Source organism: Streptomyces sp. NPDC029041 (assembly GCF_040637515.1).
Classification (GTDB): domain Bacteria; phylum Actinomycetota; class Actinomycetes; order Streptomycetales; family Streptomycetaceae; genus Streptomyces.
Map to the genome: position 1 here is coordinate 81989 of NZ_JBEZWO010000006.1, position 14988 is coordinate 96976.

The 14988-nt window shown below is 71.9% G+C and carries 13 protein-coding genes; 6 read left to right on the forward strand and 7 right to left on the reverse strand.

Translation table 11 applies throughout. The annotated features are described in order from the left end of the window. Positions 1-19 precede the first annotated feature (19 nt). Entirely contained in the window at positions 20-502 is a 483-nt protein-coding gene (locus tag AB0F04_RS16540) for a DUF456 domain-containing protein (protein ID WP_362042114.1), read from the forward strand. Positions 503-539: 37 nt separating this feature from the next. Here AB0F04_RS16540 and AB0F04_RS16545 read toward each other — a convergent pair whose 3' ends face one another. From AB0F04_RS16545 to AB0F04_RS16570, 6 genes are all read right to left on the reverse strand, one after another. Continuing rightward, positions 540-1034 (reverse strand): methylated-DNA--[protein]-cysteine S-methyltransferase, encoded by a 495-nt coding sequence (locus AB0F04_RS16545; protein WP_053667721.1) that lies wholly within the window; start codon positions 1032-1034, stop codon positions 540-542. After that, positions 1034-2446 (reverse strand): AlkA N-terminal domain-containing protein, encoded by a 1413-nt coding sequence (locus AB0F04_RS16550; RefSeq protein ID WP_362042116.1) that lies wholly within the window; start codon positions 2444-2446, stop codon positions 1034-1036. Before AB0F04_RS16550 ends, AB0F04_RS16545 begins: the two co-directional genes overlap by 1 nt. A gap of 278 nt (positions 2447-2724) precedes the next feature. Beyond that, positions 2725-3831: a ribosome small subunit-dependent GTPase A gene (gene rsgA / locus AB0F04_RS16555; protein ID WP_362042118.1), complete on the reverse strand. Its 1107-nt coding sequence runs from the start codon at positions 3829-3831 to the stop codon at positions 2725-2727. Positions 3832-4053: 222 nt separating this feature from the next. Beyond that, positions 4054-5544, reverse strand: coding sequence for a cellulose-binding domain-containing protein (locus AB0F04_RS16560; protein ID WP_362042119.1), 1491 nt, complete (start codon positions 5542-5544; stop codon positions 4054-4056). Between the two features lie 236 nt (positions 5545-5780). After that, on the reverse strand, positions 5781-7100 hold the full coding sequence (locus AB0F04_RS16565) for a radical SAM protein (RefSeq protein WP_362042121.1): 1320 nt from the start codon (positions 7098-7100) through the stop codon (positions 5781-5783). Positions 7101-7227: 127 nt separating this feature from the next. Further along, on the reverse strand, positions 7228-8235 hold the full coding sequence (locus tag AB0F04_RS16570) for a hydroxyacid dehydrogenase (protein WP_362042123.1): 1008 nt from the start codon (positions 8233-8235) through the stop codon (positions 7228-7230). 176 nt (positions 8236-8411) lie between these two features. Here AB0F04_RS16570 and AB0F04_RS16575 point away from each other — a divergent pair, with 176 nt between their 5' ends. Beyond that, positions 8412-9668 (forward strand): FAD-binding protein, encoded by a 1257-nt coding sequence (locus AB0F04_RS16575; protein ID WP_362042124.1) that lies wholly within the window; start codon positions 8412-8414, stop codon positions 9666-9668. 148 nt (positions 9669-9816) lie between these two features. Here AB0F04_RS16575 and AB0F04_RS16580 read toward each other — a convergent pair whose 3' ends face one another. Then, positions 9817-10167 (reverse strand): ArsR family transcriptional regulator, encoded by a 351-nt coding sequence (locus AB0F04_RS16580; protein ID WP_362042126.1) that lies wholly within the window; start codon positions 10165-10167, stop codon positions 9817-9819. Between the two features lie 228 nt (positions 10168-10395). On the opposite strand from AB0F04_RS16580, the gene AB0F04_RS16585 reads away from it, so the two are divergent. The 4 genes from AB0F04_RS16585 to AB0F04_RS16600 all read left to right on the forward strand — a co-directional run bounded on the left by AB0F04_RS16585 (position 10396) and on the right by AB0F04_RS16600 (position 14982). Beyond that, entirely contained in the window at positions 10396-11055 is a 660-nt protein-coding gene (locus tag AB0F04_RS16585; RefSeq protein WP_362042127.1) for an ANTAR domain-containing protein, read from the forward strand. Positions 11056-11262: 207 nt separating this feature from the next. Next, positions 11263-12510, forward strand: coding sequence for an ROK family transcriptional regulator (locus AB0F04_RS16590; RefSeq protein ID WP_362042129.1), 1248 nt, complete (start codon positions 11263-11265; stop codon positions 12508-12510). A 220-nt stretch (positions 12511-12730) separates the two neighbouring features. Further along, complete coding sequence (locus tag AB0F04_RS16595) at positions 12731-13996, forward strand: sugar ABC transporter substrate-binding protein (protein WP_362042131.1); 1266 nt, start codon at positions 12731-12733, stop codon at positions 13994-13996. Between the two features lie 20 nt (positions 13997-14016). Continuing rightward, entirely contained in the window at positions 14017-14982 is a 966-nt protein-coding gene (locus AB0F04_RS16600) for a sugar ABC transporter permease (protein ID WP_362042133.1), read from the forward strand. The last annotated feature ends 6 nt before the right edge of the window (positions 14983-14988 follow it).

Consider the following 14988-nt stretch of genomic DNA (forward strand, 5'->3'; position numbering starts at 1 on the left):
GTTCCGGCAGTCTGGTCAGATGGGAGTGTGGGACCTCCTGCTGGTCGGGCTGGTCATCCTGCTCGGACTGTGCGGAGTGCTGCTGCCTGCCATGCCGGGATCGCTGCTGGTGTGGGCAGCGGTCATGTGGTGGGCACTGAAGGACCCGCAGCCCGTCGCCTGGTGGGTGCTGGTCGCAGCCACGGTCCTGCTGCTCGTCTCCCAGGCCGTCCGCTGGGCGCTTCCGCCCCGCCGGCTGCGCATGAACCGCACCACCCGCCGCATGCTGGCCTGCGCCGGGGCCGGTTCCGTGCTGGGTTTCGTCCTGATACCCGTCCTGGGCGCGATCCCCGGATTCCTGGGCGGTGTCTACCTCTTCGAGCGGCTCCGCCTCGGCCGCCACACCGACGCGGTGGCCGCCCTGCGCACGGTCATGCGCGCGGGCGGCTCCGGCATCCTGACCGAACTGTTCACCTGCCAGCTGATCGCGGCGGCCTGGCTGGGCGCGGTCCTCTGGGGCTGAGGCCGGCGGCCCTCAGGCGGCCGCTGAGCCGGCGCCCTCAGGAAGGCAGCACCCCCTCGTGGGTCAGCAGCCGGATCTTGCGGTCCAGACCGCCCGCGTATCCGGTCAGTGCGCCGTCCGCCCCGATCACCCGGTGGCACGGGCGGACCACCAGCAGCGGGTTCGCCCCGATCGCACCGCCGACGGCCCGTACCGCGGCCCGGGGCGCTCCGATGCGCGCGGCGATCTCGCCGTACGTGGCCGTCGAGCCGTACGGGATGTCGTCCAGCGCGGCCCAGACCTTCTCGCGGAAGGCCGTCCCCTCGGTGCGCCAGGCCAGGCGGAACTCCTTCAGTTCCCCGGCGAAGTACGCCCCGAGCTGCTCCTCGGCCTCCCTGAAGGGCCCGGGGTCGCGCCGCCAGTCGTCCCGCACCTCGCGTCCGCCCTTCTGCCCGGGCACCGACAGCGAGGTCAGCTCGCCGGTCGGGGCGGCGGTGAGGAGCAGCGGCCCGAGGGGGCCGGGCACGCTCGTCCAGTAGGTCGGGCAGGTCATCACCACTCCCATTCCCCTGCTGCGCGCAGGTGGTTCACGGCGTACGAGCGCCAGGGGCGCCAGGTGTCGGGGGCGTCCAGACCGGGCGGGGCCACGTCCGGATCGCCGAGGGCACGGGCGCGGATCTCGGCGACGGTACGGGCGTCCAGACCGGGCACGGCCCGCAGGGCGTCCCGCGCCTCGTCCCGGTCGGCGCCCGGGTCCAGGCGTACGGCCTGGTCGGCGAGGGCGGCGGTGAGCGCCCCGAGGACACCGGCGGGCTCGGCCGCGGCCAGCACGGCCGGCTCGGGAAAGAGGTGGGTGAGGCTTTTGCACGGGGCGTCGAGCGCCTTGCCGTAACGGCGTACGAGCCGTTCCGCCTCCGTCCGGCCGGTCAGGGCGCGCACCGCTAGTTCCTCCGGGTCGGCGGTGCCCGGCGAGCGCAGCCCGGGCCGGGCGGCGACCAGGGGTGCGAGCCGGGGGTCGGCGGCGAGGCGCTCGTCGACGGCGTAGGGGTCGGCGTCGAGGTCGAACAACCGCCGCAGCCGCTGGACGGCGGTGGTCAGGTCGCGCGGGTCGGTGAGGTGCAGCCGGACGTCGAGCCAGCCGCCCGGGTGGGCGCCGGGCCCGGTCCGGGCGGTACCGGGGCGTTCGTCGACGGCGACGATCCCGGTGCCGTACGGGAGGCGGAGGGTGCGCCGGTAGGTGCGGGCGCCGGGCGGGCCGCTCACCTCCTCGACGCCGGGTACGGCCTGGTGCTCCAGCAGGTCGAAGACGGGCCCGGCCCGGTAGGGGCCGCGGTGGGCGAGCCGGAGCGGGATGCCGGCGTTCGGGGTCGCCGCACGGTGGCCCCTGCCGTTGCGCGGCGCGGTGGCGCGCAGCCGGCTCGGCGTCGACGCGTAGACCGCCCGGATCGTGTCGTTGAACTGCCGCACGCTGGCGAAGCCCGACGCGAACGCGATCTCGGTGATGGGCAGCTCCGTGGTCTGCACGAGGACGCGCGCGGTGTGGGCCCGCTGGGCCCGGGCGAGCGCGACCGGCCCGGCGCCCAGTTCTGCGGTGAGCTGCCGCTGCACCTGCCGTGCGCTGTAGCCGAGGCGTCCCGCGAGCCCGGCGACGCCCTCCCGGTCGACGACGCCGTCGGCGATCAGCCGCACGGCCCGACCCACCACGTCCGCGCGGACGTTCCACTCGGCGGAGCCGGGCACGGCGTCCGGGCGGCACCGCCGGCAGGCCCGGAAGCCGGAGCCCTGCGCGGCGGCGGCCGTGGCGAAGAACCGTACGTTGGCCCGCTTCGGGGTGACCGCGGGGCAGCTCGGCCGGCAGTAGATGCCGGTCGTTTCGACGGCGAAGAAGAACACGCCGTCGAAACGGGCGTCCCGGCTGCGCACGGCCTCGTACCTGGTGTCCTCGTCCGTTTCCTGGTTCGTCACGGGTCCAGTCTCCCGCCCGCGACCGCACGACCGCTGGCGGGAATCGGACACGGCGCTGAGCAGGGCGCACGGCGGTGGGCGGGGCGCCCGCGCGGGGCGGGAGCCACACGTCCGCCGCGGCACCCCTGCGGCGGACGCGAGCCCCTCACGATCCCCGGCGGGCCCGTGCGGGCGCGAGGCAGGCCCCGCACGAGCACGAGCCCCAGCGGGCCCCTGCGGGCGCAAGGCAAGCCCCTCACCAGCCCCCGGCGGACCCGAGCGAGCCGAGGCAGAACCCCTCACGCGCGCCAGTGCGCTCCCCGCTTCGCCTCCATCGCGGCGCGGCCCATCGCCCCCTTCCGCTTCCAGTCCTTGCGGATCTCGGCCCGGAGGCGGGCGTCGGTCTTGGCGACGATGCGCTGGTTCTCCCGCAGCAGCTTGCGGTAGCTCTCCAGCCGCCGCTGCGGCAGCTCACCGCTGTCGATGGCGGCCAGCACGGCGCATCCCGGCTCCGCCTCGTGGGCGCAGTCGTGGAAGCGGCACCGCTCGGACAGTTCCTCGATCTCGGAGAACACCTGCCCGACGCCGGTCTCGGCGTCCCACAGGCCGACGCCGCGCAGCCCCGGGGTGTCGATCAGGACACCCCCGCCGGGCAGGGCGAGCAGGTTGCGCGTGGTGGTGGTGTGGCGGCCCTTGCCGTCGACGTCGCGGGTGGCCTGGACGTCCATGACGTCCTCGCCGAGCAGCGCGTTGGCGAGGGTCGACTTGCCCGCGCCGGACTGTCCGAGCAGCACGCACGTCCCGCCGCCGACGATCGCGGCGAGCACGTCGAGCCCGTCCCCGTCGAGGGAGCTGACGGGCACGACCGGCACGCCGGGCGCGGCCGTCTCCACGTCCTGGACGAGGTGCGCGAGGGTCACGGCGTCCGGCACGAGGTCGGCCTTGGTGAGGACGACGACGGGCTGGGCCCCGGACTCCCAGGAGAGCGCGAGGAAGCGCTCGATGCGCCCGAGGTCCAGTTCGAGGGCGAGGGACACGGCGATGACGGCGTGGTCGACGTTGGCCGCGAGGATCTGCCCCTCGGACCGCTGGGAGGAGGTGGAGCGGACGAAAGCGGTACGGCGCGGCAGGTAGGTGCGGACGTAGCGCGGGTTCCCGCCGGGTTCGACGGCGACCCAGTCGCCGGTGCACACCACCCGCAGGGGGTCGTGCGGGGTGACGAACGCGGTGTCGGCCCGCAGCATCCCGCCGGCGGTGACGACGTCGCACTGCCCGCGGTCGACCCGCACGACACGGCCGGGCAGCAGCCCTTCGGCCTCGTAGGGGGCGAACGCCTCGGCCCAGGCGTCGTCCCAGCCGTAGGGGGTGAGCGCGGAGGAAACGGATGAAGCAAAGGAGGAAGACAAGGGTGACCCTTCCGAGGTCGGCCCCGGCCCGACAGTCGGTCGGATCAGCCGGCGGCCATGGAGGTGGACTTCATGAACTGGATGCGGGCAGCGCTCATCGCAATGACAGCCATCGGTCGACACCTCCTCGTCGCTCGGTACGTCTCTCTGCGCGGAATCCGCGCACGGAACCGCGGTGTGCGCGGAACCGACGTCACGGTATCCCGCCGTGACGCGGGTGCGTCAACCGTTTTTCACACAGGCCTGGCCGTTCAGCTCGAAGTCGTACGGCGCGGAGTTCTTGCCGCGCCAGGAGGCCAGGAAGCCGAAGGCCAGATCGCCGCCCGCGGGAACCGACTTGTTGTAGTCGGCGGCCGTGGCGCTGACGCGGGAGCCGTCCTGGGAGACGGAGGCGTCCCACATCTGGCCGACATGCTGGCCGTCCCGGAAGGACCAGGCGACGCGCCAGGCGTCGAGGGGCCGGGTGCTGGTGACGGTGACGGTGGCCTGGAAGCCGTCGGGCCACTGGTTGACCAGGTCGTACTCGACCCTGCAGACGGGTTCCTCGCTCTCGTCGGGTTCGGCCCGGTCGGTGGGCGAGGAGGTGCCCTGCGGTTCGGTGTGGCGGCTCTTGTCCTCCGGCTTGCGGGACTTCTCCGGCTGCTTGGAGGCCTGGGTGTCCCGGTCGGCCGGTTTCGATGTCGCGGGCGGCAGGGACGGGGCGGACGGCAGGGGCGGAGCGCTGTCGGCCACCGGCTGCCGGTCCACGCCGGGTGCGCCGAGCTCGTCGCCGTCGCCCCCGAAGGGCATCAGCGAGACCCCGAGGGCCAGCACCGAGACGAGGACCGCGGCGACCAGGAGCCCGTTGCGGGCGACGCGCGCCTTCTGCTCGCCGTCCTCCGGTTGCGTACCGGCCCCGTCGGTCGAGCCGGGCCGGCCGGCGCCGAGCCGCACCTCGGCGGCGCGGCGGCGGCGCTCCAGGTAGGCGAGGCCTCCCCAGCCGATCACCCCGCCGGCCAGCGCCCCGGGCAGGCCGCCGCCGTGCAGGCGCAGACAGGCGGCGGCCTCGGCGCACTGCACGCAGGTGGCGAGGTGCCGGGAGAGGTCGCCGGGGGCCTCGGCGGCGGAGGAGCGGGTGACGGCGTCCAGCAGGCGGGCGTAGCTGCGGCACCGTCCGTCCATGGGCGTGTCGAGGTGATTGCGGTGGCAGCGGTCCCGGAACAGGGTGCGCACCTGCTGGAGTTCCTCGGCGACGCCGGCCGGATCGAGTCCCAGGCGGCGGGCGACCAGGGGCAGCGGCAGCGCCTCCACCTCGGCGAACCAGAGCAGTTCGGCGTCCGGCTGCTGCAGGTCGCGCAGGCCGCGCAGCGCGAGCGGGCGCTGCAGGGGCGGGCCGGTGTAGCGGGCCGCCGCGTCCGAGTTGAGCCACAGGCGCAGGTCGGGGTCGAGTTTGTGACCCTGGCCCGCCTCCTCCCAGGCCGCGGCCGTGGTGCGTACGGAGGTCAGCAGCAGGGGTATGCGGGGCAGCCGGGCAGGGCGGCGGGCGGTGCCGCGGACCTGGCCGGTCTCGGCGGCCCGGGCCTCGCGCACGCCCTGCGCGAACGCCTCGCGGCCGAGCTGTGCGGCGGCGGTGGAACCGGACGTGCACAGGTCCGCGTACGCGAGGACCGCGTCCCAGCACTCGGAGAACAGCGCGGCCTCGGTGGCATCCTGAGGGGTCGGCAGGTCGGGCATGAGTCTCCTGCATCCACAAGCGAGGTCAACTCACCATGACGGCGTCGGAGTTGGGGGGACCCTCGCGGCGATGCAAGAGCTTTTCACGCCTCCCACACAACTGACAAGCGCCCTGTTCAGATATCAGGACAGGGCGGCGTCACCCCCATGGCTCCGGTCTCGGAGTGCCATACGGGTGCGGCCGCCCTGCGACTCGATGCCGCCTCGCCCCGAGGGGCGTTGTCATCGAAGCGTTATCAAACGGCGGTGGGTGCGTCGGCCGGGAGGCTGTCCATGAAGGAGCTGACCGAGAAGACCGCGTTGCCGGCGCCGGGCGGGCCGTAGCCGGGGGGCGAGGAGAGACCGAAGTCCTCCATGGTCTGCCGGTAGGCCTGGAGCAGGCGGATGTGGTACTCCAGCGGCGCGCCCTGCGGGTTGGCCTTGCCGAGCGGCGTCGTGGGCTCCGGGCACCAGGTGGTGAAGCGGGGCGTGATGCCGTGCGACATGAAGAAGCGCAGGCCCTCGGTGGTGGAGTCGATGGCCTCGTCGACCGTCTTGAAGCCGAACGGCTCGGCCATCTCCACGCCTGCCACGAAGTTGGGGATGACGTTGCGCGCGCCGAAGATCTCGGCCGAGTCGAGGATCCGCTTGTGCCACTCGTCCCGGCCGACGTACCGCTCCTTGCCCGGGCAGTACATCTTGAACAGGTACTCGTCCCACACCTCGTAGTTGGGGTGGTAGATCTGCACCCCGTAGTCCTTGAAGCGCTGGACGTCGTCCTTGGGCAGCGCCTGGGCCACGACCTTGCCGATCCAGCGGCCGGGGAAGTGCTCCTCGATGGCCTTGGCGTACCGCCCGTAGAAGTCCGCCTCGTCCAGGCCCTGGACCTTCGACGTGATCGCCCCACCGGTGAGGGTGTACGCGGTGGACACCTTCGCGGTGTCGTACTTGTCGATGATCTCGAGCGCCTCGAGGACTTCGTCGACGTCCTTCACGCCCGTGTACGGGCGGCCCGCCGCCTTGTGCTGGCGCCAGTTGTGGTTGATGTCGCAGTACTGGCACTCCTCCTTGGCACCGAAGTACTGGCACACGCGGAACGCGGTCAGGTAGATCAGGTAGCCCCACTGGATGGTCGGGGCCACCTCCATGACCGACTTCCCGTTGGAGAGGGTGTGCCGGTAGTACTCGGGCATCGGCGGCACCCCGACGTCGGAGATGCGCCTGCCGTCGAGGTACAGGCCGAGCATGCCGTCGTCGTTCGCGGCGACGCGGTACGGCGAGGACGGGTTCACGCGCACCGAGACGACGGTGCGGCGCAGGTCGTAGGGGCCGCCGGTGAGGATGATCTCCTCGGGCGGGCGGCGGAGCGCGGCCTCGCCCAGCTCGGGCAGGGTGCCGTGGTCGAAGGAGAAGATGAAGTACGACTTCGGCTTGACCTCGCCGCCCTCGTTGTCGCTGAGCGCGGACGGGTCGAAGGCGACGCCGCCGCGGAGCAGGTCCTCCTTGAAGACGGCCTCCCGCGGTACGTGCGGGAACCGCTCCATCAGATCCTCGACCAGCGCGGTACGGCTGCCCATCCCGTCTCTCCTCCCGGTTCGGACGTACGACTCCTCACGGTATGCCCCTGGGTGCGCGGGGCCGGTACCCGGGTCCCCCCGAACCGGTGGAATGCCGCGTTCATCACCCTCTGTCCTGCGATGATCGTCAGGCTTCGCGTTCCAGCGCCGCCCAGTCGACCGCGTGCGCCGGCTGCTCGCCGGCCAGCAGCCGTTCCGCCTCCTGCGCGACGGTCAGGCCGAGCCGGGCCAGCTCGTTGCCCTGGGAGCCGGCGAGGTGGGGGGTGATGAAGGCGCCGGGCAGGTCGTAGAGGGGCGAGTCGGCGGGGAGCGGCTCGGGGTCGGTGACGTCGAGGATCGCGGTCAGACGTCCGGTGCGCAGTTCCGCCACGAGGGCGTCGTGGTCGACCAGCGCACCCCGCGCGGTGTTGATCAGCACCGCCCCGTCGGGCATCAGGGCCAGCTCACGGCGGCCGATCATGTGGTGGGTCTCGGGCGTCTCGGGCGCGTGCACGGTGACGATGCCGGACGTGCGCAGCAGCTCGTCCAGGGGCAGCAGGGGGACGCCGAGGGCGGCGGCCCCGCGCTCGTCGACGTACGGGTCGGTGAGGACCGGCCGCAGGTCGAAGGGGCGGAGCAGTTCGAGGACGCGGCGGCCGATGCGGGAGGCGCCGATGACGCCGACCCGGCGGCCGAAGTTGCCGATGCCGGGGACGACACCCCAGCCGGCGGACGGGCGGGCCGCGCGCATCCGGTCGCGGGCGGCCAGGACGTCCTTCCCGGCGAGCAGGATCATGGCGAGGGTGTACTCGGCGACCGGCAGCGCGTTGGCGACGGCGGCCGAGGAGACGGCGATGCCCCGCTCCCACAGGGCGTGCGTGGCGAAGGACTTCACGGAACCCGCCGAGTGCAACACCGCCCGCAGCCGGGGGGCGGCGTCGAGCACCGTCTCGTCGATCCGGGGGCAGCCCCAGCCGGTCACCAGGATCTCGGTACGGGCCAGCGCCCCCCGGACGCGCGGGTCGGTGAAGTCCCGGGCCACCAGGCCCGGATCGATGTCCACGGACTTCCGCAGCCGTGCCAGCACCTCGGGCGGGAAGACCTGCGGCACGTTCTCGGAGTCCAGGGCGAACAATGCCTGGGGGCGCTGGCTCAAGGGGGTGACCTTCCGGCTCGGGGTGCTGCGGGAGCAGCTCCCGCACCACATGCAGAAACCGCTCTCTACAGTCCGTACCGTAGGCCGGTCCCGATCACGGCGGCAATGGACGGCGGGCCGGGGTAGGTTCCGGCCCGGGGGCTTCCCGTCCCCGCCGCCTCGGGGAAGGACGACGCATGAACGCGACCGTGACCAACTGGGCGGGCAACATCGCCTACGCGGCCAAGGAGCTCCACCGGCCCGCCTCGTCGACCGCGCTGCGAGCGCTGGTCGCGGACAGCGACCGGGTGCGGGTGCTGGGCAGCGGACACTCGTTCAACGAGATCGCCGAACCCGGCCCCGACGGCGTCCTGCTGTCGCTGGCGGACCTGCCTCCTCGGGTGGAGGTCGACACGGTGGCCCGCACGGTCCGGGTCGGCGGCGGTGTGCGCTACGCGGAACTGGCCCGCCGGGTCCACGGGCAGGGCCTCGCGCTGCACAACATGGCGTCCCTGCCGCACATCTCGGTGGCCGGGTCGGTCGCGACCGGCACGCACGGCTCGGGGGTGCTCAACGGCCCGCTGTCGGCCTCGGTGCGCGAGGTGGAGCTGGTCACGGCCGACGGCTCGATGGTGACCATAGGCCGGGACGAGGAGCGGTTCGGCGGGGCCGTCACCTCACTCGGCGCGCTCGGCGTCGTCACCGCGCTCACCCTGGACCTGGAGCCGGCCTACGAGGTGGAGCAGCACGTGTTCACCGGGCTGCCCCTGCGGGGCCTGGACTCCGGGGTGTTCGAGACGGTGATGGCGACGGGGTACAGCGTCAGCCTGTTCACCGACTGGCGCGAGCCGGGCTTCGGGCAGGTGTGGCTGAAGCGGCGCACGGACCAGCCGCTGCCCGCCTTCCCCTGGGCTGCTCCCGCCACGGAGAAGATGCACCCGGTGCCCGGCATGCCCGCCGTCAACTGCACGGAGCAGTTCGGTGTGCCGGGGCCGTGGCACCAGCGGCTGCCTCACTTCCGGGCGGAGTTCGTGCCGAGCAGCGGGACGGAGTTGCAGTCGGAGTACCTGCTGCCGCGCGGGCGCGCCGTGGAGATGCTGCACGCGCTCGACGCGATCCGGGAACACCTCGCCCCCGTCCTGCAGATCTGCGAGGTGCGCACGGTCGCCGGTGACGACCAGTGGCTGAGCCCCTCGCACGGGCGGGACACCGTCGCGGCGCACTTCACCTGGGTCGAGGACACGCGGGCGGTCCTGCCGGTGGTGCGGCGGGTCGAGGCGGCGCTGGCCCCGTTCGGGGCCCGCCCGCACTGGGGCAAGGTGTTCACCCTGCCCGCCTCGGCCCTGCGCGAGCTGTACCCGCGCCTCGGCGACTTCCGGGCGCTGGCGCGGGAACTGGACCCGCGGGGGAAGTTCGCCAACACCTTCGTACGGGATGTGCTCGGGCAGGCGTAGCCGGGGGCGGCGGTGCGAGCCGGTCGCCGAGCGGCGTGCGCATCGGCGCCGGGGGCCGGTCGGGTCGCTCCGTGCAGCGGACGGCGCCGCTTCGGGCGGCCGCGTACGGGCCGCCCGCGTCAGGCCAGGACGTGCGGTGGGCCCGCGGTCATGTCGCGGCGCGCGGGCGGGCGCGGGTGGAGGAGGTCGTCGCGCGGTCGACCTCGTCCTTGATGAGCAGGGACATCAGGGACGCCACGGTCAGCCCCGCCTCGGCCGGGTGGCGCAGCACCTTGCCGGGGTCGATCCGGTAGGCGTTGGACCGCCCCTCCCGCGTATGGGAGAGGTATCCGTCGTGCTCCAGGTCGGCGATGATCTTCTGCACGGCTCGTTCGGTGAGGCGGCAGTGGGCCGCTATGTCCCGGATACGAGCACTGTGGTTGTCGGCAATGGCAGCCAGCACACGCGCATGGTTGGTGAGGAACGTCCATCCGGTGTGTGGCTCGGGCACTCCATCCATGCTCCCAACTCTAGCGACAGAACATTCACGCACCCAAAAACACGTACTGCATTTCATGTATTGGTTGACGGGCGTGGGGTAGAGGGGCAACGCTGGAAGCGAGGGCAAGGCGAACGGACGAGGGAGAACAGGGCCATGCCGGAGCCTGCGTACGCCGCGCGGTCTCACACCCGGGAAGACGCCGCACCCGCGGCGGGAGGCAGTGCACCGGCGGCGATCCCGCCCTGCATGGCGACCATGGACGTCGTTCCGGTCGGCGACCGGATGACCGTGACGATGTGGGGGGAACTGGACCTGGGCAGCAGGCGGTTGCTGCCGGAGCTGTACGACATGCTCGCCCTGTCGGGCGGCGGCATGGACCTGCGTCTGGACGCCGTCGGGTTCTGTGACTGCGCCGGCCTCAACGCCCTGCTGGACCTGCACGCCCGCGCCGTCGAGCAGGGCAAGTCGGTGACCGTCCGCTCCTGCGGGGTCGCGGTCGAGCGGGTGCTCGACCTGACGGGCACCCGGGAGATGCTCATGGGCCCCGGCCGGGCGGAGGACGCCGCGCCCCCGGCCCCTCCGGAAGGGGAGGGCCAGGACCTGCGCGCCGAAGTCGCCCAGTTGCGCCGCGCCATGCAGACCCGGCCGACCATCGACCTGGCCCGCGGCATCCTGATGGCCTCCTTCGGCCTGACTCCCGAGGCGGCCTGGAGCGTGCTGGTCAGGACCTCCCAGAACACCAACACCAAACTGCACGATCTGGCCGGAGACCTGGTGGGCACGGTAGGGGGCACGACCCTGCCGGAGCGGGTGCAGCGGCAGCTGGCCGCCGCGGTCGCCGGCGCGAACCGACCGGACGAGGCGCCGGCGCACCCCGCGGCCGGCCCCGCCGGGAAGCCGGAGTGACGCGCCGGGGTCCAGGACACCCGTACTGAGGCATCATGGGCAGGCCACCACCGGCCACGACCGACCACCACCGGTTGACCGGGTGCGCACTTTATAAAGCCCCTTTCCTAACCCCTTGTCGAAAGTCCCGGCAGCCCATAGCCTTGCGCCGCGCCGGTGCCGACGTCGATCCGGCCCGGTCGGTCTGGGAAGGATTGGGGCACCCCGGTGAAGCGCACATCACGTGACATCCGCACCGCGAACCGCTACGAGGTGCTGCGCCAGATCATCGCGGAGTCACCCACGTCACGGCAGGAGCTGGCGGCCGCCACGGGGCTCAGCCTCGCGACGGTCGCCACCCTCGTCGGCGAGCTGCTCGACCTGCGCATGATCACCGAGGTCGGTTTCGAGGACTCCGCGGGCGGCCGCCCCCGGGGCCTGGTCGCGGTCAACGCCTCGGGCGGCGCGCTGATCGGCGTCGACATCGCCGAGACCTACGTCCACGTCGAGCTGTTCGATCTCGGGCTGAACGTGCTGGCCCGTGCCGAGGAGGACGTCCGGCCCGGCGAGAGCCTGCCCGAGCAGGTGGTCGGGCATGTGGTCACGGCCGTCGGCTCGGTCGTGACGCAGGCCGGCATCGAGGGCGCCCGGGTGCTGGGCGTCGGGGTGAGCGTGCCGGGGCAGGTGGACCGCGCGACCGGCGTCTCCGAGTACGCGCCCAACTGGGACTGGCACGACGTACCGCTCCTCGACCTGCTCACCGAGCACATCGCCTACCCGCTGTACCTGGACAACCCGCTGCGCGCCAGCGCGGTCGCCGAGCTGTGGTTCGGGGCCGCGCGCGGGCGCGGGAACGCGGTGGTGGTCAACCTGGGCACCGGTGTGGGCGCCGGTCTCGTCCTGGGCGGCGGACTGCACCGGGGCGTCAGCAACAGCGCCGGTGAGTGGGGCCACACGACGATGGTGCTGGACGGACGGCCGTGCCGCTGCGGCGACCACGGGTGCGTGGAGACCTACGTCGGCGCGCGCGGCATCATGCTGAACCTGCGCGAACTCGCTCCCGACAGCCCGCTGCTGCACGCCGACGACCAGACGGCGACCATCGACGCCCTGGCCCGCGGGGTCGCGACGGGCGACCCCGTGGCGCGCCGGGTCGTCCACGACACCGCCCGTTATCTGGGAGCCGGCGTCGCGGACCTGGTCAACCTGTTCAACCCCGAGATCGTCGTGCTGAGCAGCTGGGTGGCCCGCACCCTGGGCGAGCCGCTGCTGCACGAGGTGCGTGAGGCCGTGGCCCGGCACGCGCTGCCGCGGCCGCTGGCCGCCACCGAAGTCGTCCTCTCCCCCATCCCCACCGACCCGGTGTGCCTCGGCGCGGCGACGTTCGCGCTCGAAGGCGCGCTGCAGGCCGTCGGGCAGAAGAACGGCACACGCACCGCCCCCGTGAGGAGCCGTACCACCACCCCACCCTCGTAACGGCGGAACCAACTCCTCCCCCCTCCCCGCGTGTTCGAAATCGCGAACGGGACACAACGCTTCGTACAGACTTCGTCCAACCCCTTGCCGAAGCCTTAGCCGAAGCTCTAGCGTCCCGCACCGCACCTCTCTTTGAGCCATCTGGCGCGAGCCTTCGGGCCGTGAGCCATCAGGCAGTGAGCCGCAGAGCCGCAGCCGCACTCGAGACAAGGACGTCAGCATGTCGGCATCGAGCAACATGAACTGGGACCGCCGGAACGTACTGCGGGCCGCGATGGGCCTGGCCGCCGCGGGCGGGCTGGCCGCGTGCGGCGGCAACAACGGCCGGGGCGGCGGCTCCGGTTCGGGCACCAACCTGACGCAGATGTTCCACGCGTACGGCGAGGCGGGCACCGAGCAGGCCATCAAGAAGTACGCGAAGGCGTACAAGAATGCCAACGTGACCACGCAGTGGATCACCAGCTCCGACTTCGAGAGCAAGCTCTTCTCGGCCCTGCTCACCAAGGACGCGCCGGACCTGTTCGAGTTCCACCCGCAGATCCAGATGGTGAAGAGCGGCCAGGTGGCGGACCTGACCGACATCATCGACCCGGTCAAGGACGACTTCAACCCGGCCGACATCAAGTCGCACACGGTCGACGGCAAGATATACGGCGTCCGGATGATCGACGACCCGCAGTTCTTCTTCTACCGCAAGTCGATGCTGGAGAAGGCCAAGGTCGAGGTGCCGACCACGCTCGACGAGCTGATGGAGGCCGCCGCCAAGCTCACCACCGGCAAGGTCAAGGGCCTGTACATGGGCAACGACCTGCACAATGTCATCAACCCGATGATCTGGTCGGCCGGCGCGGACACCCTCAACGAGAAGAACGAGATCGCCTACCACACCCCCGGCGTCGTCGAGGGCATCAAGAAGATGCGCAAGCTGTTCACCAGCGGCGACCTTCTCCTCGGCGCCCCGACCGAGTCATGGGACCCGTCCTCGTTCAACCAGGGCCTGTGCGCCATCCAGTTCTGCGGCATGTGGGCCATGCCCGCGATCCAGGAAGCGCTCGGCGACGACTGGGGCGTCTTCCCCTTCCCGAAGACCGTCGACTCCGGCAAGCAGTCCGTCTACAACGGCGGCTGGTCGATGTTCGTCAACGCCAAGGGCAAGAACGTGGACGCGGCCAAGGAGTACGTGAAGTGGCTGTGGATCGACCAGAAGCAGTACCAGGAGGACTGGGCCACCTCCTACGGCTTCCACATCCCGCCGCGCACCTCGCTCGCCAAGACGGCCGACAAGCTCAAGTCGGGCAACGCCGCCGAGGGCGTCAGGCTCTTCAACGAGTTCGGCCACTTCGACAACATCGGGTGGACCCAGGCGATGATCACCGCCCTGGAGGACGTCTTCGCCAACTCCGTCCGCAAGAGCATGGACCCGGAGCAGGCTCTCGACAAGGCCGACGTGGCCGTCAACCGCGAGCTCAAGAAGCTGTTCGGATAGGCCGCGGGACGGATCACGACATGTCGACGACCACCGAGCCCGCCCTCGCGGGCTCCGCCCCGGCGAAGGCCTCACCGGCCAAGCCGCGGCGGGGCCTGCGGGGCGGCCCCACCCTCGCCTTCTGGCTCTTCACCGGGCCGTTCCTGATCGGTCTGGCGATCTTCGTCTACGCGCCGATCCTCTGGAGCCTCTGGCTGAGCTTCTTCGAGGCCCGCTTCACCGTCACGCCGGACAAGTTCGTCGGCTTCGACAACTACGTCTACATGCTGACGAACGACGACTTCGTCGGCTCGCTCGGCACCTTCACCGTCTTCGCCGCGTTCATCGTGCCCACCACCTGGGCGCTGTCGCTGGGCCTGGCCCTGCTGGTGAACCGGATGCGCTTCATGCGGGCGTTCTTCCGCTCGGTCTTCTTCCTGCCCACCGCGGTCAGCTACGTCGCCGCCGCGCTCATCTGGAAGATGTCCATCTTCAGCGGGGTCCGCTTCGGCCTGATGAACACGGTCCTGAGCTGGTTCGGGATCGAGAACATCGCCTGGCTGATCGACCCCAACCCGCCCTGGTACTGGCTGGTCATCGTGACCGCCCGGCTGTGGCTGCAGTCCGGCTTCTACATGATCCTGTTCATCGCGGCGCTCCAGAACATCCCGGACGAGCTCTACGAGGCCGCCGCCATCGACGGCGCCAAGTCGGGCTGGCAGACCTTCCGGTACATCACCCTGCCCCAGCTGCGCGCCACGTCCACCGCGGTGATCCTGCTGCTGCTCATCGCCGCCTACCAGGCCTTCGACGAGTTCTTCACCCTGCTGTCCAAGACCACCTGGGGACGCCCGCCCCTCGTCGAGCTGTACTACAAGGCCCTGGGAGAGAGCCAGGACTACGGCGCCGGCAGCGCGGGGGCGCTCATCCTGACCGTGCTGATCTGTGCCGTGACCCTGCTCCAGGGCAAGATCATGGGCTTCGGAAGGGGTGACGAGTCCAAGTGACCACCA